Origin of the sequence: Stappia sp. TSB10P1A, from assembly GCF_900185725.1 — a bacterium.
Lineage (GTDB): Bacteria > Pseudomonadota > Alphaproteobacteria > Rhizobiales > Stappiaceae > Stappia.
This window is the reverse complement of sequence record NZ_FYAU01000035.1, coordinates 98736-125330: the sequence shown is the minus strand read 5'-3', so window position 1 is coordinate 125330 and position 26595 is coordinate 98736. Positions and strand designations below refer to the sequence as shown.

Sequence of the window (26595 nt, the reverse complement as noted above, 5' to 3'; positions counted from 1 at the left end):
CGCCTGGGGATGGCCCTGCGGCCCGCCGCAAGGCTCGTGCCTTGTAAGCCGAGCCGCAGGCGAATTCAACCGGTCAGATCCGCTTGAATTCGCCTTGTCCCGGCCTGACAGGCAAGGCCCGTTCGCAGCCGTGCGGGATCAGTCCGGCGCGTCGAGCGAGCGGGTGATCTTGCCGAAGCGCGGGAAGACCGGATCGGACAGGACCGCGACCTCCTCCTCGTCAAGCGCCGGGTGCCAGGTGTCGACCGACAGAATGACCCGGTCGCCGCCGCTGCGATGCTCCACCGAATGGGCATAGGCGTCGTCGAAGGCCATGCAGCGCCCGGCGATCCAGGGGCGCGACACCCCGTCGACGGTCATCGCCGCATCGGTGTCCTCGGCCACGGCGAGCGCCAGATGCCGCCGCAGCCGCAGATTGGTCGAGCCGGAATGGGCGTCGATCGACGTGCCCGCCACGGTTCCGGCGAAGAACACGAAGCCGAAATTGCCGCAGACCGGCAGCGCATCGATGAGCGGCATCAGATGCGGCAGCCGCGCCCGCAGGCCGGGTGCCTCGCCGCCCGCGCCAATGACGATGATCGCCGGCCAGGCGCCACGGCTGACGATCTCGCCGCTGTCGGGATGCGGCTGCATGGTCTCGCGAATGCCGGTGAAATCGGCGAGGATCTCGGCATGCGCGGCCTCCAGCCGGCGGTCGATCGCATCCGGCTCGAACCAGGGCCGCGTCGGCAGGTCGGGCAAGTGCCAGACGCTCGGCGTCACCTCACCGGCGCGCAGTTCCGGCGCCGGCTTCCAGCCGATCCGCCCGAAGCCATGCGCATCCTGGTGGACGCCGCTCGAGGCGATCAATTCCTCCTGCAGAGCCCGCGAGGAGGCGACCTCCAGCACCGGCCGGCCGAACCAGCGCAGCCCTGCAAGCCGCGCGCGGCCAGGCGCCCCGAGCAGCCGCGCCACATGGGCACAATCCTCCCGAAAGGCCTCGGCCCAGCCTTCGGCACCGCGCCCTTCGGGCGCCCTCTCCACCTGTGCAGACATCTGCTTTCCTCCGATCCTGTGCGCGGAGCGTAAAAGACAGCCCGCAGCGCCGCAAGCGATCCGCGTGGGTCGCGCAAGGCAGAGCACGGGCGATCAAACGCAAAACGGCCCCGGCGGGCATCCCGCGGGGGCCGTCAGCGGAAGGGTTCGAACGGCCGCGCCAATCAGGCGTTGACGGCGTCCTTGAGGCCCTTGCCGGCCTTGAACTTCGGGGTCTTCGACGCCGGGATCTGGATCGTCTCGCCGGTGCGCGGGTTGCGGCCCTCGGAGGCGGCGCGCTCGGAGACGGAGAAATTGCCGAAGCCGATGATGCGGACTTCATCGCCGCTCTTCAGCGTACCAGTGATCGCGTCGAGCGCCGCGTCGACAGCCTCGCCAGCCTGCGCCTTGGTGAGGCCCGTCTTCTCTGCGACAGCGGCGATCAGGTCGTTTTTGTTCATGGCAGTCCCTTTCCTCGAAACAGCAAGCCCGACGATTCGTGACAGGCTTCGGGGAGGGACACTCTTGCGAAAACCCGCTCGTGGCAAGCTGAAAAGCGCAGAAATCCGCGATTTTCCGGCTTTTCTCATGACAAAGGGGCGCCTGCTTCCGCCGGCGCCCCTTTTCCTGTGAATAAGCGGTGGATCAATGGGCGACGAGCTTGGCCGCCTCATCCTCCTGCACCACCGACTTGGCCGCCGCGGCAGCCGCCGCCTCGTCCCATTCGATGGGCTCGGGGGTGCGCACCAGCGCGGTCTTCAGCACATCCTCCATCCGCGACACCGGGATGATCTCCAGCCCGTTCTTGACGTTGTCGGGGATGTCCGCGAGATCCTTGGCATTGTCCTCCGGGATCATCACGGTGGTGATGCCGCCGCGCAGCGCCGCCAGCAGCTTCTCCTTCAAGCCGCCGATCGGCAGGATCCGCCCGCGCAGGGTGATCTCGCCCGTCATCGCCACATGGCGGCGCACCGGAATGCCCGTCATCACCGAGATTACGGCGGTGGCCATGGCGATGCCGGCCGACGGCCCATCCTTCGGCGTCGCGCCTTCCGGCACGTGCACGTGGATGTCGCGCTTGTCGAACAACGGCGGCTCGATGCCGAAGTCGACCGCCCGCGAGCGGACATAGGACGCCGCCGCGGAGATGGACTCCTTCATCACGTCGCGCAGGTTGCCGGTGACCGTCATCTTGCCCTTTCCGGGCATCATGACGCCCTCGATGGTGAGCAACTCGCCCCCCACCTCGGTCCAGGCAAGACCGGTGACGACGCCGACCTGGTCCTCCAGCTCCGCCTCGCCGTAGCGATAGCGCGGAACGCCCAGGAACTCCTCGACCACCGCCTCGTCGACCTTGATGGCCGGCTTGTCGGACATCAGGATCTCCTTGACCGCCTTGCGTGCCAGGGTCGCCAGTTCGCGCTCCAGGTTCCGCACGCCCGCCTCGCGGGTGTAGCGCCGGATCACCATCCTGAGCGCCGCGTCCGACACCTCGAACTCGCCGGCGCGCAGCCCGTGGTCCTTCTCGGCCTTGGGCAGCAGGTGACGGCGGGCGATTTCCACCTTCTCGTCCTCGGTGTAGCCGGCGATGCGGATGATCTCCATCCGGTCCATCAGCGGCGCCGGGATGTTGAGCGTGTTGGCCGTGGTCACGAACATCACGTCCGAAAGGTCGTACTCGACCTCCAGATAGTGGTCCATGAACGACGAGTTCTGCTCCGGATCCAGCACCTCCAGCAGGGCCGAGGACGGATCGCCGCGGAAATCCATGCCCATCTTGTCGATCTCGTCGAGCAGGAAGAGCGGGTTGGACTTCTTCGCCTTCTTCATCGACTGGATGACCTTGCCGGGCATCGAGCCGATATAGGTGCGGCGGTGACCGCGGATCTCGGCCTCGTCACGCACGCCGCCGAGCGACATGCGCACGAACTCGCGGCCCGTCGACTTGGCGATCGACTTGCCGAGCGAGGTCTTGCCGACGCCCGGAGGGCCGACGAGGCAGAGGATCGGCCCCTTCAGCTTGTTGGCGCGCTTCTGCACGGCGAGATACTCGACGATACGGTCCTTGACCTTCTCCAGGCCATAGTGATCCGCGTCCAGCACCGCCTGGGCGTGCTTGAGGTCGTGCTTGACCTTGCCCTTGCGGCCCCAGGGAATGCCGAGCAGCCAGTCGAGATAGTTGCGCACGACCGTGGCTTCCGCCGACATCGGGCTCATCTGCTTGAGCTTGCGCAGCTCTGCATTGGCCTTTTCGCGCGCTTCCTTCGACAACCTGGTCTTGATGATCCGATCTTCCAGTTCGGCCACCTCGTCGCGGCCTTCCTCGCCGTCGCCGAGCTCCTTCTGGATCGCCTTCATCTGCTCGTTGAGATAGTACTCGCGCTGGGTCTTCTCCATCTGGCGCTTGACGCGCGAGCGGATGCGCTTTTCCACCTGCAGGACGGAGATCTCGCTCTCCATCAGGCCGAGAACGCGCTCGAGCCGACCGGCAACCGAGGTGATCGCGAGGATCTCCTGCTTCTCCGGGATCTTCACCGCCAGATGCGAGGCGATCGTGTCGGCCAGCTTGGAATTGTCGTCGATCTGGCCGATCGCGCCGAGCACTTCGGGCGAAACCTTCTTGTTGAGCTTCACATAGTTGTCGAACTCGGCGACAACCGAGCGCGACAGCGCCTCCACCTCGACCGTGTCGGTGTCGGTGTCGGGCAGCACCGTCGCATGCGCTTCGAACAGGTCGCTGCGCTCCGTGAAGGAGGTGATGCGGGCACGCGACACGCCCTCGACCAGCACCTTGACCGTGTTGTCCGGCAGCTTCAGGAGCTGCAGAACGGTGGCCAGCGTGCCGACCTCGTAAATGTCGGAGGACGAGGGCTCGTCGTCGGAGGCGTTGATCTGCGTCGCCAGCAGGATCTGCTTGTCGGCGCTCATCACCTCTTCGAGCGCGCGGATCGACTTCTCGCGGCCGACGAACAGCGGCACGATCATGTGCGGGAACACGACGATATCGCGCAAGGGGAGGACGGCATGGAGGGTGGTATCGCCCTCGGTCCGCGCATCGAAATCAGTCATGGATCTTCCTTTCCTTGCGAACCCGCCGCCCCGGGGAGTGGCAGACACGACGGGTGCATGCGGAAGCGGTGTCGGGATCATCTCGCCCCGCGCCGGTCGCCGAAGACCGCCGGAAGCTGGCGTCCAGACCGGCCGACCACCCCCGCCCCGTTGGGCACGTTGGCGGTCGCCCCGCTTGCCTGTTATGCCAATAGGTGGCGAGCCCCCTGCAACGTGTCAAGGCACGCTGACCGAACGGCCGCCCCGCGTTGATCTGAGTCTAAGCGCAAACGGCCTTGATTCGCCGAAAATCTGCGCCTCCCACCAGGGCAAACGGTGGAAATCCGGGGAAATCCCCCCATCGCATCCCCCTAAGCAAGATGCTTGCCGCCGCGCCGGATCCTTTGACGGCAAAGGCCCCGATCCGTCGCCGGACCGGGGCCTTCAGCATCATTAGGCAGATATGCGTGGCCTCAGGCCGAGGTGGCGGACGTCTCGGCCCGGTCCTCGTAGATGTAGAGCGGGCGCGCCTCGCCGGTGACGACCTCGGCCGAGATCACCACTTCCTTGACGCCCTTCAGGCCCGGCAGCTCGTACATGGTGTCGAGCAGGATCGCCTCGAGGATGGACCGCAGGCCACGGGCGCCGGTCTTGCGCTCGATCGCCTTGCGGGCCACCGCCTTCATCGCCTCGTCGTGGAATGCCAGCTCGACATTCTCCATCTCGAACAGGCGCTGGTACTGCTTGACCAAGGCGTTCTTCGGCTCGGTCAGGATCTGCACCAGGGCCTCTTCGTCGAGATCGCCCAGCGTCGCGATCACCGGCAGACGGCCGACAAACTCCGGGATCAGGCCGAACTTCAGCAGATCCTCCGGCTCCAGCTCCTGGAACAATTCGCCGGTGCGCCGGTCTTCCGGCGCCTCGACATTCGCCTTGAAGCCGATCGAGGTCTTGCGTCCGCGCTCGGAGATGATCTTCTCCAGCCCCGCGAACGCGCCGCCGCAGATGAACAGGATGTTGGTCGTGTCCACCTGCAGGAACTCCTGCTGCGGATGCTTGCGCCCGCCCTGCGGCGGCACGGAGGCGACGGTGCCTTCCATGATCTTCAGCAGTGCCTGCTGCACGCCCTCGCCCGACACGTCGCGGGTGATCGACGGGTTGTCGGCCTTGCGGCTGATCTTGTCGACCTCGTCGATATAGACGATGCCGCGCTGCGCCCGCTCGACATTGTAGTCGGCCGACTGCAGCAGCTTCAGGATGATGTTCTCCACGTCCTCGCCGACATAGCCGGCCTCGGTCAGCGTGGTCGCATCCGCCATGGTGAAGGGCACGTCGAGGATGCGCGCCAGCGTCTGGGCCAGCAGCGTCTTGCCGCAGCCGGTCGGGCCGACGAGCAGGATGTTCGACTTGGCCAGCTCCACGTCGTTGTTCTTCGACGCATGGTTCAGGCGCTTGTAGTGGTTGTGCACCGCGACGGACAGAACCTTCTTCGCGGGCCCCTGGCCGATCACGTAATCGTCAAGGACGGCGCGAATCTCCTGCGGCGTCGGAATGCCGTCGCGGGACTTGACCAGCGAGGATTTGTTCTCCTCGCGGATGATGTCCATGCACAGCTCGACGCACTCGTCGCAGATAAATACGGTCGGGCCGGCGATCAACTTGCGCACTTCATGCTGGCTCTTTCCGCAGAAAGAGCAGTAGAGCGTGTTTTTCGAGTCGCCGCCGCTGGCCTTAGTCATCAGGTAAACCCCGCGTGCTTCGGAAGGATCTTGCCCTTCCGCTGTGTCTTGCGAGAAGAACGCATTCGTTCTCCTCTTTTCCGGAACCGGACCAGAGACCCGCCCGCACTCGTCCCGTAAATGTCATCATGCTTCCACCTCAAAAATCAATATACGTTTAAGGCGAAGCCATGGCGCCGGCCTTGACGGTCCGGAGGGACGCCGCACGCCGCCCTGAGGCGGGTCCGGCCTTGGCACCGTTACGTCACTTCGACTTGCCGTCCCCGCCGAGGCTGGTCCGGCTGGAAATGACACCGTCGATGATTCCGAACTCCTTGGCCATCTCCGGCGTCAGGAACTTGTCGCGCTCCAGCGCTTCCTCGACGGCGTCCAGCGACTGGCCGGTGTGCTTCACATAGATCTCGTTGAGCCGCTTCTTCAGGCTCAGGATTTCCTGCGCATGCAGCATGATGTCCGCGGCCGTACCGCGGAAGCCGCCGGACGGCTGGTGCACCATGACCCGCGAATTCGGCAGCGAGAAGCGGCTGCCCTTGGCACCGGCCGCCAGCAGCAGCGAGCCCATCGAGGCGGCCTGGCCGATGCACAGCGTCGAGACTTCCGGGCGGATGAACTGGATCGTGTCGTAGATCGCCAGGCCCGAGGTCACGTAGCCACCGGGCGAATTGATATAGATGGCGATCTCCTTGCTCGGATTCTCCGCCTCAAGATAGAGCAACTGCGCACAGACGAGCGTCGCCAGATGATCCTCGATCGGTCCGGTCAGGAAGATGATGCGCTCCTTGAGGAGCCGCGAATAGATATCGAACGCGCGCTCGCCCCGGTTCGTCTGCTCGACGACCATCGGCACGAGTGAGTTCACGGCGAAATCGACTGGATCCTTCATGCCTCGTCCATGCTTTGGAGGAACGTTCCCGGGCTCCGCCGCTCTCGCGGAGCCGCCACCCCTTCACTCAGGTCGCCGCTGGCAGGCGGGCAGGAACGGTCTCTGTCTCGGTCTTGAGTCGAAAAAGCGACACCCATTCATAAGGGATGTCGCCGCGTATCGGAAGATAGGTGCTGACGGGCCGCGAACAAGGGTTAAAGCGCGAGTGATAAGGCTGCCTTTCCTTGCGAATCCGGCCCCGGAGGTCGTCCGGGGCCGGTCCGTCAAACCGTCATGACACCGCGAGGATCAGGCCTCGTCCTCGTCATCCGCCATCAGCTCGTCCTTGGTGACCGTCTTGTCGGTAACCTTGGCAAGCTCGAGGATATAGTCGACGACCTTCTCCTCGTAGATCGGCGCCTGCAGGCTGGCGAGCGCCGTCGGGTTGTTGCGGTAGAAGTCGAAGACCTGCTTCTCCTGGCCGGGGAACTGGCGAACCTTCTCGTAGAGGGCGCGCTGCACCTCCTCGTCGGTCACCTTGACCTGATTCTGCTCGCCGACCTCGGACAGGACCAGACCGAGACGAACACGCCGCTCGGCGATCTTGCGATACTCGCCGCGCGCCTCGTCCTCGGTCGTCTCCTCGTCCTCGAAGCTCTTGCCGGAGCGCTGCATGTCCTGCTCGACCTGGCGCCACACGCCGTCGAACTCGGACTGCACCAGCCGCTCGGGCAGGTCGAACCGGTAGACCTCGTCCAGCTTGTCGAGAAGCTGGCGCTTCACCTTCTGACGGGTCATCGCGCCATACTGGCTCTCGATCTGGCCGCGGATGATCTCCTTCAGCTTGTCGAGACCCTCAAGGCCGAGGCCCTTGGCGAAGTCGTCATCGATCGCCACCTCGCCCGGCGCCTGGACTTCCTTGACGACGATGTCGAAGGTGACCGGCTTGCCGGCCAGGTGCTTGGCCGGATAGTCCTCGGGGAAGGACACCTCGATGACCTTCTCGTCACCGGCCTTCAGACCGACGAGCTGCTCCTCGAAGCCGGGGATGAACTGCTTGGAGCCGAGCACCAACTGGCCGTTCTCGTCGGCGCCGCCGTCGAACGGGGTGCCGTCCAGCTTGCCGAGATAGCTCATGAGGACGCGGTCGCCCTCCTCAGCCGCGCCGTCCTTGGTCTCGAACGGCTTGTTGCTCTCGGCGATCCGGGCGATCTGCTCGTCGATCTCCGCATCGGCGATCTCGACCACCGGGCGCTCGATCTCGACCGTCTTGAAGTCGATCAGCTCGAACTCCGGCAGGATGTCGTAGCTCATCTTGAACGAAATGTCGGCGGAGCCGGACAGGATCGCCTCGGCGTCGCCGTCCGGCAGATCGATCTCGGGCTGCAGCGCCGGCTTCTCGTTGCGCTCCTCGACCGCCTTGCGGGTGGTCTCGTTCAGAAGCTCGTTGAGGATCTCGGCGGTCGCCTGGCGCCCATAGAGGCGCTTCAGGTGCGCAGCCGGCACCTTGCCCGGCCGGAAGCCCTTGATCTTCACCTTGTCCTTGAGGTCGTCAAGGTAGGTTTCGAGGCGGCTAGCAAGCTCAGACGCCGGAATGACGACTTTCAGTTCGCGTTTCAGCCCCTCGGCCAGCGTTTCGGTTACCTGCATGGTCGTGTGCTTCGTCCTTGATCGAGAACGTCTTTCCGACTGCTCTTGTGATTGTATGGCCCGCTTCGGGATTGCCTGACCGGTTTCGCTGCCAAAACGGGAGCGCATCGCCTGAGGCCTGACGTGGTGCGGGCGGAGGGACTTGAACCCCCACGGCTTGCGCCACCAGAACCTAAATCTGGCGTGTCTACCAGTTCCACCACGCCCGCGACATGCTTTCAAGCGCCCGAAGTCAAGGCGCGGCCTCTATAGCACCCCGCCCGGCGCGGTCAAAGAAAAAACGGGGTCTGTCGACAGGCTTTGCAACGAACTTACGGCCGACTGCAACGCCCTCTCAGCGCCCGGCGGAAAAGAACTCCACAAGCGTCTGCCGCAAGGCCGGCTCAAGATCCTCCGCCGTCAGCGCCGCGCCGGCCAGCGCCCCGGCGCGGCCATGCAGCCAGACGCCCGCGCAGGCCGCGGCAAAGCCGTCCAGTCCCTGCGCCAGGAGGCCGGTAATGATGCCGGACAGCACATCGCCGGAGCCGGCGGTGGCGAGCCAGGCGGGAGCATTGTCGTTGATCGCCGCCCGCCCGTCCGGCGCGGCAATCACCGTGTCCGCCCCCTTCAGCACCACCACGGCGCCGGCGGCCCTGGCGCCGGCGCGCGCACGGGCCAGCCGCGAGGCTCCGGCATCGGCTGCGGTGCCCTCGCCGAAAAGGCGCGCGAACTCCCCGTCATGCGGCGTCAACACCACGTCCGCCGCCCTCTCACCCGCTCTTGCGGCGACAGCGCCGGCAAGCCTGTCCGCCTGCCCGGCGAAGGAGGTGATGGCATCGGCATCGAGCAGCACCGCGCGCGCGCCGGCAAGGCAGGAAAGCGCAAGCGCAAGCGTCTCCTCCCCGACCCCGGCGCCCGGTCCCAGCGCCACCGCGTTCAGGCGCCGGTCGGCCAGCATCTCGCAGAGCCCCTCGCCGCCCCGGAAGGATCGCACCATCACCGCCGTCAGATGGCTGGCATTGACCAGCGCGGCCGAGGGCGGAGTGGCAACCGTGACGAGCCCGGCCCCGGACCTCAGCGCGGCACCGGCCGCCAGCCGTGCCGCGCCGGTCGACAGCGCCGGCCCGGAGACGACCACCGCATGGCCGCGCGCGTATTTGTGGCCGTCGAGCGCTGGCGGGCGGATCGCCCCGCCCCATAGCGCCGGATCATTGCGCCAGACCTTTCCGTGCTCAGCGCCATGCGCCTCGGCAAGGACCGAAGCCGGGATGCCGATGTCGGCAAGTTCCACCCGGCCGGCAAGCAACCGCCCCGGCAACAGCAGATGGCCGGGCTTGAGGCGGAAGAAGGTCACCGTCCGGCTCGCGCGGATCACCGCGCCCGGCGCCCCGCCGCTCGCCCCGTCCACGCCGGACGGCAGATCGACGGCCAGCACCGGCAGTCCGGACGCATTGACCCGCTGGATCGCCTCCGCCGCCAGCCCCTCCGGCGCGCGCGCAAGACCGGCGCCGAACAGCGCGTCGACTACCAGCGACGCCTGCCCCGGCACGAGACCCAGCGTGTCATGGGAAAGCACCGCGGCGCGAAGGCCGGCGGCGATCATATCGGAGAAGGCAAGCCGCGAGTCGCCCGCGAGCCGCTCCGGATCTCCAAGCAGCAGCACCTCGACCCGATAGCCACGCTGGCGCAGCACCTTCGCCGCGACGAAGCCGTCGCCGCCGTTGTTTCCGGGGCCGGCCAGCACCAGAACCTGGCCGGAATGGCCGACGATCCGGCTGCAGGCATCCGCGACCGCCAGCCCGGCCCGGCGCATCAGCTCGATGCCCGGCACGCCGCCGGCAATGGCCAGCGCATCGGCGCGGCCCATTTCCCGCGGAGTCAGAAGCTCGATCAAGCTCCCTCCCCCGCCGCAGGCGCCGCGCCGGCAATCACCACCGCCTGCGGTTCGGAAAGTTCGATCAGATTGCCGTCGGGATCGCGGACATAGACGGACCGCAGCGGCGACAGCGCTCCGGTGCGCGACACCGGCCCTTCCTCGATCGGCACGCCGGTCTCATGCAACCGGGCGATGGCGGCGTCCAGCGAGGCAACGAGAAAGCACAGGTCGCCCGCCCCCGGGGTCGGACGCTTTGCCGCCGGCGAGAACTCGGCGCCCGCCAGGTGCAGGTTGATCTTCTGGGCGCCGAAGCGCAGCGCCCGCCGGCCGCCGCCGAACACCACCTCCTCCATGCCCAGCACGCCGCAATAGAAGCCGACGGTCTCGTCGATATCCGCGACCGTCAGAACCAGATGGTCGAGCGCCTCGATCCGCATTCCCCTCTCCCCGTGTTTGCCGAGTTCATGCCATGCAGGCTGTGCCGGCACGAGTTTCGCCGATTGCAGCAGCCGTGCAAGCCGCTTTCCACATCCGGGCGGCGACCAGGGCCTGCCCGCGATTTGAGCGGTGCGATCAGGATTGTGGCAGGTTCCATCCCCACCGCCCTCGTCTCACCCCCCGTCGAACGCACGGAGATTCGCATAAATATTGGGCAATCAGACCAATATTTGGTCATACTCAGATCGACGGCCGCCGGACCATCGCGAAAACCCTGCGGAGACTGCCCGATTTGCAGGCTCTTTTTTCGGCAGGCAAACTTGGCACGGGGCGTGCTAGTCAGGGGATGGCACAGGCCCGGAACGGCCGGCATTTCGAAACCGAATGACGCGAAGTGGCGGAGGCGATGAAAAAAATCGAGGCAATTATCAAGCCGTTCAAGCTCGACGAGGTCAAGGAAGCCCTCCAGGAGGTCGGCCTCCAGGGCATCACCGTGACCGAGGCCAAGGGCTTCGGCCGCCAGAAGGGCCACACCGAGCTCTATCGCGGCGCCGAATACGTGGTCGACTTCCTTCCCAAGGTGAAGGTCGAGATCGTGCTGACCGACGACCTGGTCGACAAGGCGGTCGAGGCGATCCGCAATGCCGCCCAGACCGGGCGCATCGGCGACGGCAAGATCTTCGTCTCCACCGTCGAAGAAGCCGTCCGCATCCGGACCGGCGAGACCGGCACCGACGCGATCTGAGGCTCCGGTCGAATTTTCGGCCACACTTCCGGGCAGCCCGGCCGGCCCTTGCGGGCCTCATGCCACAGCCGCCCTCTGCAAGACCCCCAACGGGACCGACCCCAAGGAAAACAGGGAACATCTTAAATGACGAGCGCCAGCGACATTCTCAAGCAGATCAAGGACAAGGACATCAAGTTCGTCGACCTGCGGTTCTCCGATCCGCGCGGCAAGCTGCAGCACGTGACCATGGATGCGGGCCTGGTCGATGAGGACATGTTCGCGGAAGGCGTCGCCTTCGACGGCTCGTCCATCGCCGGCTGGAAGGCGATCAACGAGTCCGACATGATGCTCGTGCTCGATCCGGACACGGTCCACGTCGATCCGTTCTTTGCCCAGTCGACCATCTCGATCATCTGCGACATCGTCGATCCGGTCTCTGGCGAGGCCTACAACCGCGACCCGCGCACGACCGCCAAGAAGGCCGAGGCCTATGTCAGCTCGCTCGGCGTCGGCGACACCGTCTTCGTCGGCCCGGAAGCCGAGTTCTTCATCTTTGACGACGTCCGCTTCACGTCCGACCCGTACAACACCGGCTTCAAGATCGACAGCATGGAACTGCCGTCGAACATGGGCTCGGAATACGAGACCGGCAACCTCGGCCACCGTCCGCGCACGAAGGGCGGCTATTTCCCGGTCCCGCCGATCGATAGCTGCCAGGACATCCGGTCGGAGATGCTGACCGTCCTGACCGAGATGGGCGTCACCGTCGAGAAGCACCACCACGAGGTGGCCGCGGCCCAGCACGAGCTCGGCATCAAGTTCGACACGCTGACCCGCAACGCCGACAAGATGCAGATCTACAAGTACGTCGTGCATCAGGTCGCCCATGCCTATGGCAAGACCGCGACCTTCATGCCCAAGCCGATCTTCGGCGACAACGGCACCGGCATGCACGTGCACCAGTCGATCTGGAAGGATGGCAAGCCCGTCTTCGCCGGCAACCAGTATGCGGATCTGTCCGAGACCTGCCTCTACTACATCGGCGGCATCCTCAAGCATGCCAAGGCCCTGAACGCCTTTACCAACCCGTCGACCAACTCCTACAAGCGTCTGGTCCCGGGCTACGAGGCGCCGGTGCTGCTGGCCTATTCCTCGCGCAACCGCTCGGCCTCCTGCCGCATCCCCTTCACCTCCTCCCCGAAGGCAAAGCGCATCGAGGTCCGCTTCCCGGATCCCTCGGCCAACCCGTATCTCGCCTTCGCGTCGATGCTGATGGCCGGCCTCGACGGCATCAAGAACAAGATCCATCCGGGCGACGCGATGGACAAGAACCTCTACGACCTGCCGCCGGAGGAGCTGAAGGAAATCCCGACCGTCTGCGGTTCGCTCCGCGAGGCTCTGGAGTCGCTCGACGCCGACCGCGAGTTCCTGAAGGCCGGTGGTGTCATGGACGACGACCAGATCGACGCCTATATCGACCTGAAGATGGAAGAGAACATGCGGTACGAGATGACGCCGCATCCGGTCGAGTACGACATGTACTACTCGGTCTGATCCGCAAGGCTCCGGCCAAGCGATCATCGCCTCTCGAAGCCCCCGACGGTCATCCGCCGGGGGTTTTTCGTTTCGCGGTCCGCAAGGACCAGATCACACCAGCGCGAAGACCCGGCTCGGCCCGCCGGTCGCGCCCTTGATCTTCGGGGCTCCCAGAACCAGCGTCGCGCCGGTGGCCGGCACCTCGTCGAGGCCGGCAAGGCATTCCAGCCCCCAGCGGCCGGACGGCAGCCAGGTGTAGTGCACATCGAAGGTCTTGGATGCGCCGTGGTCCAGCGACAGCGTGTCGACCGCCATGCCGACCACGCCCTTGTCCATCATGTAGAGGCAGGCCTCCTTGGAGAAGCCGGGAAAGTGCATGCCGCCGTCGGCATCGGCATTGCGGTAGCGCTCGCTCGCCACATGCTGCGCCCAGCCCGAGTTCATGGCGACACAGCCGCCGGCCGGAAGATCGCCATGCGCTGTCTCGAAGGCCCGCAGGTCGCCGATGGAGAGCTGGTAGTCGGGATTGGCCTCCGCCTTCTCGCGAATGTCCACCACCACGAGCGGCACGACCAGCTGGTCGGTCGGGATCTCGTCCGCCCCCACCCCGTCGGCGGAGAAATGCAGCGGCGCATCGAGATGGGTACCGGTGTGCTCGTCGAGATGCCACTGGTACATGTTGAAGCCGTCCTTGGAAAACTCGGCCGTCCTCTCCATGCGCAACTGCGGCTTGCCGAAGAAGGTCGGGAAATCCTCGCCAAGCGCATGAGTGAGGTCGACGACCCGGCCGAACGAGATGTCCGAGGCAAGGGCGGGACGCGGCGGCGGAAAGGCCGCGAACGCCGCGGCGCCCGCCGTCGTGCCGACGAGCCCCTTCAGCAATCCGCGGCGGCTCAGCCGGCGGGCAACGACTTCCTGGCATCCTGGAACGCACATGTCTGTTTCCCCTCTTCTGGAACAGGTTGCCGTCCATGCTAGGCCGCGTTCGCGCCGGCTTGCAATCGGCCTTTCGCCGACCTGCCCTCGCCCTCTCCTCCCCCTTGCGCAGGCAGGCATTTCCGGCCATTGATCCGCCCATGCTGCAGATCACCGACCTCACCTACAGGATTGCCGGACGCACGCTGCTGGAGCGGGCGAGCGTCTTGCTGCCCTCGGGCGCCAAGACCGGCTTCATCGGCCGCAACGGCGCCGGCAAGTCCACCCTGTTCCGCCTGATCACCGGCGAGGCCGCGCCCGAAAGCGGCGAGATCCGCGTGCCCAAGGGCCTGCGCATCGGCCAGGTGGCGCAGGAGGCGCCAGGCACGGAGCAGACGCTGGTCGAGGTGGTGCTGGCCGCCGACACCGAGCGCGCGCGCCTGCTGCAGGAAGCCGAGACGGCTACAGACCCGCTGCGCATCGCCGAGATCCACACCCGGCTTGCCGATATCGACGCCCATACGGCGGAGGCACGCGCGGCGCGCATCCTCGCCGGCCTCGGCTTCGACGCCGAGGCGCAGGCCCGGCCCTGCTCGTCCTTTTCCGGCGGATGGCGCATGCGCGTGGCGCTGGCGGCCGTGCTGTTCTCCGAGCCGGACCTCCTGCTGCTCGACGAGCCGACCAACTATCTCGACCTGGAAGGCACGCTCTGGCTGGAAAGCTACATCGCCCGCTACCCGCACCAGGTGCTGCTGATCAGCCACGACCGCGACCTGCTCAACAAGGCGGTCGATTCCATCGTCCATCTCGACCAGTTGAAGCTGACCTTCTATCGCGGCGGCTATGACAGCTTCGACCGGCAGCGGCGCGAGTCGCTGCTGCTGCAGGAGAAGAACCGCGAGAAGCAGGAAGCCCAGCGCAAGCACATGCAAGCCTTCGTCGACCGCTTCCGCGCCAAGGCGACCAAGGCACGCCAGGCGCAGTCGCGGCTGAAGATGCTGGAGAAGATGGAGCCGATCGCCGCGGTGGTGGAGACGGACGCGCTGCCGATCTCCTTCCCCGATCCGGACGGCCGGCTCGCCCCGCCGATCATCCGGCTGGAGAATGTCGCCGTCGGCTATGGCGACACGACCATCCTGTCGCGCCTGTCGCTCAACATCGACAATGACGACCGCATCGCCCTGCTCGGCTCCAACGGCAACGGCAAGTCGACCTTCGCCAAGCTGATCGCCGGGCGGCTGGAGCGGCAGTCCGGCGAGATCACCCGCGCCACCAAGCTGAAGGTCGCCTTCTTCGCCCAGCACCAGCTCGACGAACTGGTGCCCGCCGACAGTCCCGTCGCCCATGTCCGCCGACTGATGCCGGACGCGCCGGAGGCGAAGGTGCGCGCCCGCGTTGCCCGCTTCGGCCTGCCGACCAGCCGCATGGAGACGCCGGCGCGCGACCTGTCGGGCGGCGAGAAGGCGCGCCTGCTGCTCGGCCTGGCGACGTTCCATGGACCGCACCTCCTGATCCTCGACGAGCCGACCAATCACCTCGACATCGAGAGCCGCGAGGCGCTGATCCAGGCGGTCAACGCGTTCGACGGGGCGGTGATCCTGATCTCGCACGACCGCCACCTGGTGGAGGCCTGCGCGGACCGGCTGTGGCTGGTCGCCGACGGCGGCGTGCGCAGCTTCGACGGCGACATGGAGGACTATCGCCGCCTCATCCTGCAGAAGGACAAGGCCGAGCGCGGCAACGGGCGCGACGCGGCAAAAAGCGCTGCCCCCGCCGAGACCGAGGACGAACGCAAGGCCCAGGACAAGCGCCGCTCGGCGGCCGAACGGCGCGCCCGCCAGGCCCCGCTGCGCAAGGAGATCCAGGCGGCGGAAAAGGAAATCGCCCGCCTGCAGGAAAAAATCGGCAAGCTCGACGAGGCGCTGGCCGATCCCGACTTCTTCCGCAAGGATGCGGAACGGGCAACGAAGTTCGCCAAGGAGCGGGCCTATCTGGAGAAGAAGCTCACCCGCACGGAGGAGCAGTGGCTGGAACTGTCGACCGAACTGGAAGACGGCTGAGGGCTGCGCGAGGAACGATCATGGTGACGCTGACGACCATCGGCTTCGATGCCGACGACACGCTCTGGCACAACGAGCGCAATTTCCGCCTGACGGAAGAGCGGTTCACCGGCCTGCTTGCCGACTACAGCGATCCGGAGAACCTGACGGAACGCCTGCTGGCGGCGGAGCGCCGCAACCTGCGCCTTTACGGCTATGGCGTGAAGGGCTTCACCCTGTCGATGATCGAGACCGCCATCGAGGTGACCGAAGGCAAGGCACCCGCCTCGGTGATCGGACAGATCCTCGAGGCCGGCCGCGACATCCTCTCCCACCCGGTGGAACCGCTCCCGCATGTGGAGGAGACGCTGGCCGCCCTGTCCGGCAATTTCCGCCTCGTTCTGATCACCAAGGGTGACCTCTTCGACCAGGAGCGCAAGATCGCGGAATCGGGACTGGCCGAGCATTTCGATGCGGTCGAGATCGTGCCGGAAAAGACCGTCGACACCTATCGCACGCTGTTTTCCCGCCACGGCGACGGCGCCGGGCGCGCGATGATGGTCGGCAATTCGCTGAAGTCGGACATCGTGCCGGCACTCGATGCCGGCAGCCACGGCGTCCATGTGCCTTACGAGATCACCTGGGCGCTGGAACAGGCCGACACGCCGGCCGGCCGAGACCGCTTCCACCAAGTGGCGCATCTGGGAGAGTTGCGGGCACTGCTGTCGCGTCTGGGGTGACATACGGCGCCGCGCGAACTCAACAGGGCGGCGGCTGGCAGGTCTGCTCCATTTGCGGATGATATTCCAGCGCCCGGAACTTGCCCGCTGCCTTGGCCCGGTACATCGCCACATCCGCACGACGCATCAACTCGGCCGGATCGATCGGTTCGGTGATCGAGGCGTGCCCCATGCTGGCGGTGACGCGCAACTCGCGGCTACCGACGGTGAAGGGACGGGCGAAGGCATCGACCACCCGCTGTGCCAGCATCTCCGGCGGTATCGGCTGCGTCTCTGGGTCTGTCTCTGTCAAAGCCTGGGCCGGTTTGCGTTCCGGTACCTGTACGGGCATCTGCGTCTGGGCCAGCGCGAACTCGTCGCCACCCAGCCTGCCGGTGGCGACGAAGTGCCCCCCGAATCCGGCGAGCCTGACTGCCACGGCCGCGATCAGCATGTCCCCGACCGCATGCCCCCAGGTGTCGTTGACCTGTTTGAAGCCGTCGAGATCCAGCATGTGAAGGGACAGCGGCCGGGTCGGCGAAGCTTGCGCCGCCAGCGTATCCAGCATGTCCAGAAATCCGCTGCGATTGAGCGTGCCGGTGAGCCTGTCGCGCTTCGCCTCGTATTCGGCCGCGGTTGCAATCCGCCGCAGGCGCAACGATTCCAGCAAACCGGCCGCCAGCACCATCGCCAGGAATACGACCAGCGTCGCGCCGGCCAGCGCAAGGAGCGAGCGGTGATCGTCGAACGCCTGATCGCCGGGCTTACGGCTGGGCCATGAGAGATAGCCAAGCACCTGCCCGGAGCCATCCTCAAGGGCAAGGTTGAGACTGTCCGGCGCCCTCTCCTCTCCAAGGGTCAGACCGGCGATCTGATAGTCGTTGGACATGATCGAGAGGATCGACGCATCGACGAGCTTGAACAGGATGAGGACCGGCCCGGGTCCCTCGGGAGCTGGCGCCGAGAACGGGCGTATGGTCATCGCGGCTGCCGCGGCGATCTCGTCGCCGACGCGCATCAGACCGGCAACGGCCGCGTCCGAGCGCTGCGCGCTGATCGCGTACTCCACCATCGTCCGATCCGCACCACCTGGCGGGGCGAAGGCCGCTCCCTTGAGGTAGGCGGACATCATCGACAGATCTCTGCCGAATACGACCACCCCATCATAAACAGGATAATCGGTACTCGGCCCTCCCCAGTTCTCGCGGATCCAGTCATGACCGCGCTCGGAAAGGACCGCGTCATACGCCTCGTCCCACTCCGCATTGTCGAGCGCAATCAACGACAGGCGCCGCTCCAACGCCGCGACCGCGGCGCTCGCCGCAGCGATGGCGCGCTGATCGTCTATGTCGTTGGTGGTCTGGCGCATCGACAGGACAACATGGGACACGATGAGCACGAGCCCCAGCGCAACGGCGAAGAAGAGACCGGTCGCGGCAGCTATCGACCAGATCTGACCACGCGTGACGAGCGGATGCAGAACCCTGCGTGGCTTAACAGCGTTCCGAGCCTCGCCCTGCCCCATCATCTTGATCCATCTGGTGCCGTCGTCTCAGCCGTCATCAACAGCTAGATAGATGCAGGATCTTGAGGCCGGACGGCAAAACATAAAGCCCTGACACTAATACCTAGTGCGATTCGGCAGGCTCGCCAGCGCCGGCTGGGCGCCGGGAGAAAAAGACTTATCCCACCCGCCGCCAAACGTCGCGGACATGCGGAATGACGCGCTCACCCTTGAGGATATCGTAAGCATGGCGGTCGATATGCTCCAGTCCGAGCGACGAGAAGCGCTCCAGTTCGGAAAGCGCCAACGGCCAGGGCGGCCCATCGGGCGTGCTTGCCTCTGGTGCTGTCCGCGTCAGCAGCAGCAGCCGGCCGCCGGGAGCAAGGAGAGAGGCGACGGCGGTGAAGGCGCGCACGCGCAACTCGCCCGAAAGCGCCTGCAGCGTGTAGCACTCGTGCACCAGATCGAAACGGCCGATCCAGTCCGCCGGCAGGTCGAAAAGATCGGCGGCGCGGTAGTCGACGGCACTGTCCGGGAAGCGCTGCCGCGCCCACCCGACCGCCTTCGGCGACAGATCGAAACCGGTGGTGCGGTAGCCGGCCTGCGCCAGCGCCTCGGCATTGTCGCCAAGCCCACATCCGACGTCGACGGCGAGCAGCCCCTCGCCCGGATGCGTCTCCAGCCAGTCGACCAGTTCCGCCTTGGGAGCAAGGTCCGCCCAGGGTACCGCCGCTGCATCGCCGTCGGCGGTCTCGTAGACCGCATCGAACCAGGCGGAGCGATCCTCCCGCTTGCCGCCCTTGGCACCGAACAGCCCGTCGAGCCGCTCGCGCGCGGCATCGCGCCGGTCCATGAAGCCCGCCTTGTTCGGACCTTCCCCGCTCATGCCTTCTTCTCCCATCGGCCGGCCTCGTTCTGCTGCCAGTAGGTGATGTCGTGGCCGGCGTCCTTCATCGCCTTCCAGTGCCGGCGGGCGTCGGCGACCGCCTCCGGGTCCTGCCCGTCGAACAGGAAGACCCCGCGCTGATAGGGCGTGAGGTCCGGCGGGCTCGCCCGGTCGACGAGGAAGCGCACCACCGCGCCGTTCGGGTTCTCCTCACCGTCCGTCAGATAGATCGGCTGCGCTGCGGCATGGCCGTCGGCGGACGTCCCATGCGGCAGGAACGCGTCGTCGCGATAGGTCCACAGCCACGAATCGAGCGCCTCGCAGCGCTCCCGCGAGCCGGTCTGGACGACACAACGCCAGCCGCGGGTCAGGCAGGTTTCCAGAAGCCCCGGCAGCACCTCTTCGAGCGGCCTGCGGGTCAGATGATAGAACAGGACTTCGCTCACGCGGCCCCCCATGTGTGCACTGCGGCACCCATGCAACAGCCCCGGCGCGAAGTGCCGTGGGACGAGAAACGGGCTTTGATTTGCCAGTGATTCACGATTAACGGTTTCCCAACTTCGGCCCGGCAGAGTGACGAGCGGGCCGGACCCGGCCGATTCGGCCGTCGCCGTGTGCGCCTCCGACCCGTCCGTCCTGTGGTCGCCATCACAGTGGAACCGGCAGGACCGAGTTTAGGTTGGGTCTCATGGAAGCGACAGGCGGGACGGTAGAGCCGTAACGGAGCCGGGGCAACGGGAGACATTCGATGGCTGTGCGGATTGCTTTGTTTTTCGGTCTCGTGCTCGGATTGGCGGGCGTGACCACGGCGATGGGGACGGTGGTTGTCGAGCCGACTGCCAGTGACTGCGAAGCCTACAAGACCTGCTGACATCCGACCTGCTTCCGCCGGTCGACAAAGCCCGCCGCAAGGCGGGTTTTTTGTGTCCGCCACTGCGGCCCCCGCGCATCCTCTTGCAGCACCTGCGGCGGGGCCTGGGACCACGGAAGGCTTCTCCCGCGGTCCCGGGCAGCGACCTTAGCCTTCGTAGTGGTCGCGGACCAGACGATCGAGCAGCCGCACGCCGAAGCCGGAGGCCCAGCCCTTGCTGAGATCGGTCTTCGGGCTGCCCATGGCGGTGCCGGCGACGTCGATATGCACCCACGGCACGTCGTTGACGAAGCGCTGCAGGAACTGCGCGGCGGTGATCGAGCCGGCGGAGCGGCCGCCGGTGTTCTTCATGTCCGCGTTCGGCGTGTCGATGAGCTTGTCGTAATCCTTCGACAGCGGCAGGCGCCAGACCTTCTCGTCGGTGGCGAGCCCGGCCTCGGTCAGCCGCGCGGCCAGTTCGTCGTTGTTGGAGAAGATGCCGGCGTGATGGTTGCCGAGCGCGATGATGATCGCGCCGGTGAGCGTCGCCAGATTGATCATGAAGGCCGGCTTGAACCGGTCCTGCGTGTACCAGAGCGCGTCGGCCAGCACGAGGCGGCCTTCCGCATCGGTGTTGATGATCTCGATGGTGGCGCCCGACATCGCCGTGACGATATCGCCCGGCCGCTGCGCCTTGCCGTCCGGCATGTTCTCGACGAGGCCAATGACGCCGATGGCATTGACCTTGGCCTTGCGGGCGGCCAGCGCGTGCATCAGGCCGGTGACGGCAGCGGCGCCGCCCATATCGCCCTTCATGTCCTCCATCGAGGCGGCCGGCTTGATCGAGATGCCGCCGGTGTCGAAGACGACGCCCTTGCCGATGAAGGCGAGCGGAGCCGCGTCCTTCTTGCCGCCGTTCCAGCGCATGATCACCAGCCGCGGCGGGCTTTCAGAGCCCTGTGCCACGCCGAGCAGCGCGTGCATCTTGAGCTTCTTCATCGCCTTCTCGTCGAGGATCTCGATCTCGACGCCGAGCTTGGAAAGCTCGCTGGCGCGCCGGGCGAACTCGACCGTTGTCAGCACGTTGGCCGGCTCATTGACCAGGTCGCGGGCAAGCAGCGTGCCCTCGCTCACCGCATCCGCATCGGCCCAGGCCTTCTTCGCCGCCTTGGCATCGTCCACCAGCAGCGACACCTTGACCGAACCGCTCGCCTCCTCGTCGTCGCCCTTCTTGCTCTTGTAGCGGTCGAAGACATAGGCGCGCAGCTTCATGCCCATCGCGAAGGCGGCGGCGTGATCGGCCGCAACGGTGCCGGCCGGCACCTCCAGCAGCACCTCGGCCACCTTCGCCTTGCCGAGCTTGCCCATCACGGTGCCGCCGAGCGCCGCCCAATCGGTGTCGCCGAGCCCGGAGACCGCATCTGCCTTGCCGAGGCCGACGACCAGCAACCGATCGACGCCGAGGCCGGCCGGAGCGAGCAGGTCCAGCACCGTCTTCGACTTGCCGGAAAAGCCGGCGGCTTCCGCCGCGCGCCGGATGAGGTCCTGCAGCCCCTCGCCGAGGCCGGCCGCGCTGGCGCCGGTCGCCAGCATGTCGTCGGCGAGGAGGACGGCCACGCCCTTTTGCGGCGCGGCGGACTTTGCGAAAGAGATCTTGGGGAGCAAGGGGAAACCTCATGTCTGGCGGGATGATGGATATCCGGGCCGCCGGAAATCGCGGAATGCGCCTAGAATGGGACCTGTTTCTCCGCTCGGCAAGCGTCCTTGCCCGGCATCGTCACCAGGTAATCTCCGGTTAACCCTTTTTCTTCTCGGAGTATTTACCTAAACTGCCGCCTAATCGGATGCGGACCGGCGCCCGGCCGGCCGCACGATGACGCGGGCCGCGGCTGCCGCCCCAACACCAATGCCTCTGTAGCGGCCGACGACTTTGTGGCAGAAGCCCCCAGGGGCTTACGTGACGCGGACCTGATGACAACGTTCGAGCGGTATGTTTTCCGGCGGCTCTCAGCCGTCTTCCTGGTGACGCTGGCGGCACTGGCCGGCGTCGTCTGGGCGACGCAGGCGCTGCGCCAGCTCGACCTCGTCACCGCCAAAGGCCAGACCATCGTCCAGTTCATCGGCATGACCATGCTGGCCATGCCCTTCCTGGTGCAGGCGATGGCGCCGTTCGCGCTGCTGATCGCCATGCTGGTGGTGCTCAACACCCTGTCCAACGACAGCGAACTGATCGTCATCAACGCGTCCGGCGCCTCGCGCGCGATTCTGCTGCGCCCGATTCTGGTATTCGCCACCGTGATCAGCCTGTTCAGCGCCTCGTTGTCGCTGCTGCTGGCTCCCGCCGGCCTTGCCGCCCTGCGCGACGAGATCACCCAGGTGCGCGTCGACCTTGTCGCCAACATCGTCCGGCCGGGCCGCTTCATCGGCATCGAGGACGGCCTCACCTTCCATATCCGCAACCGCGGCGGCGACGGCCAGTTGGAAGGCCTCCTGATGCATGACGAGCGGGCCGAGGACACGGTCTTCACCTATGAAGCCGCGCGCGGGCGAATCGTCGAAGCCGCCGACCGCACGCTGCTGGTGATGCAGGACGGCACGATCCAGCGGCGCAATCGCGGCAACGGCAGCATCTCGATCGTCCGCTTCCAGTCCTACGCCTTCGACCTGTCGAGCATGGTGCCGACCAGCACCGTCTCCACCTACAAGGCGAGCGAACGCTCCACCCTCGACCTGCTGTCGCCGGACCCTGAAGACGTCTACGCGGCCGAGAACCGCACCCGGCTGATCGCCGAACTGCACGACCGGCTGAGCCAGCCGCTCTATCCGCTCGCCTTTGCGCTCATCATCTTCCTGTTCGCCGGCGAGCCCAAGACCACCCGGCAGAACCGCCACGCCGCAACGCTGGCAGCGCTGGTGTCGGCAATCCTCCTGCGCACCGGCGGTTTCGGCATCCTGACCCTCGTTCCCAGCATGCCGGCGGCCCGTTTCGCCCTCTATCTCCTGCCGCTCGGTGCCATTGTCCTGGTCGGCTGGATGGTCGCGATGGGTCGCAAGCCTCGCTGGATGGCGGCGATCGGCAGCCTCGCCGAGCGCATCGGCGAGCGGATCGAGGCCCTGGTCGCCCGGCTTCAGGGCCAGCAGCAGGGGGGCGCCGCCTGATGCTGTCGTCCCTGCGCTCCGGCCACACGCTCGCGGTCTATTTTGCCCTGCGCTTCGTCAGCGCGATTCTCGGGCTGTTCCTGCTGGCCGCGGTGCTGATCTTCATCTTCGACGCGCTGGAACTGCTGCGCCGGGCGGGCGACCATGAGGGCGCCGGGCTGCTGCGGATCGGCGCCATCTCTCTGCTGCGCGTTCCGCAACTGATGGAACAGGTGCTGCCCTTCACCGTCCTGTTCGGCGCCATCGCCGCCTTTCTCGGCCTCAGCCGCAAGCTGGAACTGGTCGTTGCCCGGGCCGCCGGTGTCTCCGTCTGGCAGTTCACGGCCCCTGCCCTTGTCGTCGGCCTGCTGATCGGCATCAGTGCGGTGCTCGTCTACAACCCGCTGGCCGTCACCCTGCGCACCCAGTCGGACGAACTCGCCTCCGGCATCTTCGGCCGCGAGCAGAACTTCCTGCTGCAGACGACCGGCGACATCTGGCTGCGGCAGGATGGTTCCGAGGGCGAATCCGTTCTGCACGCCAAGCAGATCCTCAACTCCGGAGAGCGGCTGCTGGGGGTGACCCTGTTCACCTTCGATCGGAAGGGCCGGTTCCAGGAGCGCATCGAGGCGGCGGAGGCGGCGCTGGGAGACCGGACATGGCGCCTGGCGGACGCGACGGTCTATACGACCGGCAGCGATCCGAGCACCCATGAGAGCTACGCGGTCTCCACCTACCTGACGCCGACAGAGGTCCGCGAGAGCATCGCGGCACCCGAATCCATCGGTTTCTGGGACCTTCCGCGTGTGATCGAATTGTCACAGCGCGCAGGATTGCCCGCATATCGGTATTCGCTTCAATATCAGACACTTCTGGCAAGACCCGCACTTTTGGCCGCAATGGTGCTGATCGCGGCCTGCGTTTCCCTCAGGGTTTCCAGAATGGGCGGTATCGGCCGCCTGATTCTGGGTGGAATCCTCGCCGGGTTCGTGCTTTACGTTCTGTCGGAGCTCGGCAAGGACCTGGGTGGCGCGGGAATCGTGCCTCCGGTCATTGCCGCGTGGGCACCTGGAGTGTTTGGAGTCTTGATGGGGATCACGATCCTCCTGCACCTGGAGGACGGCTGATGGTCTTGGCCGTTCCTGCAAGCATGACCGATCGGCAGATCTGCCCGCGCCGCGCCGGCCGGGCGGGCGCATCCCCGCGTGCGCGCTCGTTGCGCGCCTCGATGCTCGCCGGCACGCTGCTGTCGGGTACGGCGCTGGCACTGGCCCTCGGCCTCGCCGTCACGCTGCCGCCGCGTCCCGCCCTTGCCCAGAGCAGCGCCTTCGATTCGCTCGGCGCGCAGGTCGATCCGGCCGAGCCGCTGCTGCTTGAGGCGGATGAGCTGCGCTACGACTTCGACCGGGACATCATCTCGGCCGTCGGCAATGTGCAGATCTATTATGGCGGCAACACGGTAGAGGCCGAGCGCGTCGATTTCGACCGCCGCAACAACCGCCTGCGCGCCAGCGGCAATGTCCGCCTGACGGAGCCGACCGGCAATGTCCTGCGGGCCGCGTCCATGGACCTGTCCGAGGACCTGCGCGACGGCTTCGCCAGCGCGCTGCAGCTCGACACGCCGGAGCGGACCCGCTTTCTGGCCGATGGCGCGCGGCGCGAGGACGGCAACCGCACCACCTTCGACAACGGTCTCTACACGGTCTACACCAGCGACCAGAATCCGCCGGAAAAGCCGCCTCTGTGGCGCATCCGGGCGCAGACCATCGTCCACGACCAGCAGGAACAGACGATCGAGTTCGAGAAGGCCTCCTTCGAGTTCTTCGGCAAGTCTCTCGTCTACCTGCCCTATCTGTCGCTGCCCGACCCCAGCGTGAAGCGCAAGTCGGGCCTGCTGATCCCCTCCTTCGTCTATGGCAGCCGGGTCGGGGCCGGCATGCGGATTCCCTATTACTTCGCCATCGACCAGTCCCGCGACCTGCTGCTCTCCGCCACACCGCTGACCAAGCAGGGCGTGCTCGGTCAGTTCGACTGGCGCCAGAAGCTGATCGACGGCGCCTATTCGATCCACGGCGCCGGCATCTTCCAGGCGCAGCCCGGCGAATACGTCACGACCAGCGGCGATCGCCGTTTCCGCGGCGTGATCGCCTCGGAGGGCGAGTTCGACATCAACGAGCGCTGGAAATGGGGCTGGGACCTGTCCTGGCGCACCGACCGCTCGTTCCTGCGCGACTACAAGTTCGCCTCGCTCGGCAATGCCAGCGATGTGTCGAAGCTCTATCTGACCGGCCAGACCGAGCGGAACCGTTTCGATCTGCGCGCCTATGCCTTCCGCATCTCGCAGGAGGATTATGCCGCGCTGCCGGGCTTCAACGCGCCGGGCTTCCTGCCCGTCGGCAGTCGCCTGCAGGACAAGCAGCCCTTCGTTCATCCGGTGCTCGACTGGAACTACATCTTCGAGAACCCGATCGCCGGCGGCGAACTGTCGATGACCGGCAATCTCACTAGCCTGACGCGCGACCAGACCGACGCCATCAACATCGGCGGCGTCACCCGCTTCCGCGGCGTCGAGGGCACCTTCACCCGCGCCAGCCTCGAGACCGAATGGCGCTCGACCCTGATCGATTCCTTCGGCCAGGTGTTCACGCCTTTCGCCTATGTGAAGGGCGACCTCTATTTCCTCGCCTCGCAGGACAAGAACGTCGCGGCGATGACCGACGAGAGCTTCGTCGGCCGTGTCATGCCCGCCGTCGGCATCGATTACCGCTTCCCGTTCATCGGCACCTTCCAGGGCGGCCACCAGATCTTCGAGCCGGTGGCCCAGGTGATCGTGCGCCCCGGCGAGACGCGCATCGGCGAGTTGCCCAACGAGGACGCGCAGAGCATCGTCTTCGATTCCACGACCCTGTTCGAATACGACAAGTTCTCCGGCTTCGACCGCAGCGAAGGCGGCACCCGCGCCAATGTCGGCCTGAAATACAGCCTGAACCTCGACCAGGGCTACAATATCAGCGCCCTGTTCGGCCGCTCCTTCCATCTGGCCGGCACGAACTCCTTCAAGCAGGCCGATATTCTCGGTGCGACCACCAGTTCAGGTCTTGCCACCAATTACAGCGACTATGTCGGCAGCCTCTATTTCGACACCCGACACGGCTTCCGTCTCGGCGCGCAGGCCCGCTTCGACCACAAGAGTTTCTCGGTGCGTCGCGGCCAGGTCGAGGCAACGGGCATCTACGGTCCCGTCACCGGCAACCTCGCCTATGCCTATCTTTCGGCTCAGCCCAACCTCGGCATCACTACTCCGCGCGAGGAGATCATCGGCTCGGCCAGCCTGCGGCTCCAGGAAAACTGGCGCGTGTTCGGCTCGATCCGCTACGATCTGGAGCGGCGGAACATGGTGCGCGACAGCTTCGGCATCGGCTATGACGACGAGGGCTTCTCGCTCTCCTTCGCTTATTCGCAGGACCGCAGCCGCAACAACGGCCAGACGACGGATACGTTGCTCTATTTCCGCTTTGGGCTGCGCACGCTCGGCGATACTCAGTTCTCGACCACCGGAAGCAACTAGTAGGGCGCATTTGACGTTTGTCCCCGGCCGGCCGCGAGCGCCAGTTCAGATGTCGAGTTGACAAGCCTTACTGGAAACATGGGTTCACTGGTGGCCCCTTTGCTTCC

Annotated in this window: 21 protein-coding genes and 1 tRNA gene; 8 read left to right on the top strand and 14 right to left on the bottom strand. The window is 66.2% G+C overall.

All coding sequences use genetic code 11. The annotated features are described in order from the left end of the window. Nucleotides 1-138 precede the first annotated feature (138 nt). The 9 genes from TSB10P1A_RS17880 to TSB10P1A_RS17840 form a co-directional block, all read right to left on the bottom strand. The gene (locus TSB10P1A_RS17880) at nt 139-1035 is read right to left on the bottom strand and encodes an aspartyl/asparaginyl beta-hydroxylase domain-containing protein (RefSeq protein WP_186389303.1); all 897 of its coding nucleotides are present in this window, start codon (nt 1033-1035) and stop codon (nt 139-141) included. Between the two features lie 164 nt (nt 1036-1199). Beyond that, nucleotides 1200-1475, bottom strand: coding sequence for an HU family DNA-binding protein (locus TSB10P1A_RS17875; RefSeq protein ID WP_186389302.1), 276 nt, complete (start codon nt 1473-1475; stop codon nt 1200-1202). Between the two features lie 184 nt (nt 1476-1659). Next, nucleotides 1660-4083 carry an endopeptidase La gene (gene lon, locus TSB10P1A_RS17870; RefSeq protein ID WP_186389301.1) on the bottom strand — a complete coding sequence of 808 codons (2424 nt, stop codon included), beginning with the start codon at nt 4081-4083 and terminating at the stop codon, nt 1660-1662. Between the two features lie 452 nt (nt 4084-4535). Then, nucleotides 4536-5801 carry an ATP-dependent Clp protease ATP-binding subunit ClpX gene (gene clpX / locus TSB10P1A_RS17865; protein ID WP_186389300.1) on the bottom strand — a complete coding sequence of 422 codons (1266 nt, stop codon included), beginning with the start codon at nt 5799-5801 and terminating at the stop codon, nt 4536-4538. 244 nt (nt 5802-6045) lie between these two features. Next, the gene (locus tag TSB10P1A_RS17860; RefSeq protein WP_186389299.1) at nt 6046-6684 is read right to left on the bottom strand and encodes an ATP-dependent Clp protease proteolytic subunit; all 639 of its coding nucleotides are present in this window, start codon (nt 6682-6684) and stop codon (nt 6046-6048) included. Between the two features lie 288 nt (nt 6685-6972). Then, nucleotides 6973-8313, bottom strand: coding sequence for a trigger factor (tig, locus tag TSB10P1A_RS17855; RefSeq protein WP_186389298.1), 1341 nt, complete (start codon nt 8311-8313; stop codon nt 6973-6975). A gap of 124 nt (nt 8314-8437) precedes the next feature. Continuing rightward, nucleotides 8438-8522, bottom strand: a tRNA-Leu gene (locus tag TSB10P1A_RS17850). A gap of 125 nt (nt 8523-8647) precedes the next feature. Further along, on the bottom strand, nt 8648-10183 hold the full coding sequence (locus TSB10P1A_RS17845) for an NAD(P)H-hydrate dehydratase (RefSeq protein ID WP_186389451.1): 1536 nt from the start codon (nt 10181-10183) through the stop codon (nt 8648-8650). Continuing rightward, nucleotides 10183-10605 (bottom strand): VOC family protein, encoded by a 423-nt coding sequence (locus TSB10P1A_RS17840; protein WP_186389297.1) that lies wholly within the window; start codon nt 10603-10605, stop codon nt 10183-10185. The genes TSB10P1A_RS17845 and TSB10P1A_RS17840 overlap by 1 nt, the downstream gene beginning before the upstream one ends. A 407-nt stretch (nt 10606-11012) precedes the next feature. Between TSB10P1A_RS17840 and TSB10P1A_RS17835 the strand changes: the two genes are divergently transcribed. Both TSB10P1A_RS17835 and glnA read left to right on the top strand, forming a co-directional pair. Continuing rightward, on the top strand, nt 11013-11351 hold the full coding sequence (locus TSB10P1A_RS17835; protein WP_186389296.1) for a P-II family nitrogen regulator: 339 nt from the start codon (nt 11013-11015) through the stop codon (nt 11349-11351). Nucleotides 11352-11477: 126 nt separating this feature from the next. Then, nucleotides 11478-12887, top strand: a complete 1410-nt coding sequence (glnA, locus tag TSB10P1A_RS17830) for a type I glutamate--ammonia ligase (RefSeq protein ID WP_186389295.1) — start codon at nt 11478-11480, stop codon at nt 12885-12887. A 93-nt stretch (nt 12888-12980) separates the two neighbouring features. Here the strand turns inward: glnA and TSB10P1A_RS17825 are convergent, their stop codons facing one another. Next, nucleotides 12981-13805, bottom strand: coding sequence for a cyclase family protein (locus TSB10P1A_RS17825; protein ID WP_186389294.1), 825 nt, complete (start codon nt 13803-13805; stop codon nt 12981-12983). A gap of 140 nt (nt 13806-13945) precedes the next feature. Here TSB10P1A_RS17825 and TSB10P1A_RS17820 point away from each other — a divergent pair, with 140 nt between their 5' ends. Together TSB10P1A_RS17820 and TSB10P1A_RS17815 are read left to right on the top strand one after the other, a co-directional pair. Continuing rightward, complete coding sequence (locus TSB10P1A_RS17820) at nt 13946-15844, top strand: ABC-F family ATP-binding cassette domain-containing protein (protein WP_186389293.1); 1899 nt, start codon at nt 13946-13948, stop codon at nt 15842-15844. Between the two features lie 20 nt (nt 15845-15864). Continuing rightward, nucleotides 15865-16563 carry an HAD family hydrolase gene (locus TSB10P1A_RS17815; protein ID WP_186389292.1) on the top strand — a complete coding sequence of 233 codons (699 nt, stop codon included), beginning with the start codon at nt 15865-15867 and terminating at the stop codon, nt 16561-16563. A gap of 19 nt (nt 16564-16582) precedes the next feature. Here the strand turns inward: TSB10P1A_RS17815 and TSB10P1A_RS17810 are convergent, their stop codons facing one another. From TSB10P1A_RS17810 to TSB10P1A_RS17800, 3 genes are all read right to left on the bottom strand, one after another. Further along, nucleotides 16583-18070, bottom strand: coding sequence for a diguanylate cyclase domain-containing protein (locus TSB10P1A_RS17810; RefSeq protein WP_186389291.1), 1488 nt, complete (start codon nt 18068-18070; stop codon nt 16583-16585). Nucleotides 18071-18224: 154 nt separating this feature from the next. Then, a complete protein-coding gene (locus TSB10P1A_RS17805; RefSeq protein WP_244293174.1) occupies nt 18225-18932 on the bottom strand; it encodes a bifunctional 2-polyprenyl-6-hydroxyphenol methylase/3-demethylubiquinol 3-O-methyltransferase UbiG in 708 nt (235 codons plus the stop codon). Next, entirely contained in the window at nt 18929-19378 is a 450-nt protein-coding gene (locus TSB10P1A_RS17800; RefSeq protein WP_186389289.1) for a DNA polymerase III subunit chi, read from the bottom strand. Before TSB10P1A_RS17800 ends, TSB10P1A_RS17805 begins: the two co-directional genes overlap by 4 nt. Before the next feature lie 302 nt (nt 19379-19680). Here TSB10P1A_RS17800 and TSB10P1A_RS23905 point away from each other — a divergent pair, with 302 nt between their 5' ends. Next, a complete protein-coding gene (locus TSB10P1A_RS23905) occupies nt 19681-19803 on the top strand; it encodes a hypothetical protein (protein ID WP_256376471.1) in 123 nt (40 codons plus the stop codon). 147 nt (nt 19804-19950) lie between these two features. Here the strand turns inward: TSB10P1A_RS23905 and TSB10P1A_RS17795 are convergent, their stop codons facing one another. Beyond that, entirely contained in the window at nt 19951-21447 is a 1497-nt protein-coding gene (locus tag TSB10P1A_RS17795; protein WP_186389288.1) for a leucyl aminopeptidase, read from the bottom strand. A gap of 306 nt (nt 21448-21753) precedes the next feature. Here TSB10P1A_RS17795 and lptF point away from each other — a divergent pair, with 306 nt between their 5' ends. The 3 genes from lptF to TSB10P1A_RS17780 are packed head-to-tail and all read left to right on the top strand — an operon-like array spanning nt 21754 to nt 26488. Then, nucleotides 21754-22941: an LPS export ABC transporter permease LptF gene (lptF, locus tag TSB10P1A_RS17790; RefSeq protein WP_186389287.1), complete on the top strand. Its 1188-nt coding sequence runs from the start codon at nt 21754-21756 to the stop codon at nt 22939-22941. Beyond that, on the top strand, nt 22941-24047 hold the full coding sequence (gene lptG / locus TSB10P1A_RS17785) for an LPS export ABC transporter permease LptG (protein WP_186389286.1): 1107 nt from the start codon (nt 22941-22943) through the stop codon (nt 24045-24047). Before lptF ends, lptG begins: the two co-directional genes overlap by 1 nt. Further along, a complete protein-coding gene (locus TSB10P1A_RS17780; protein ID WP_244293172.1) occupies nt 24047-26488 on the top strand; it encodes an LPS-assembly protein LptD in 2442 nt (813 codons plus the stop codon). The genes lptG and TSB10P1A_RS17780 overlap by 1 nt, the downstream gene beginning before the upstream one ends. The last annotated feature ends 107 nt before the right edge of the window (nt 26489-26595 follow it).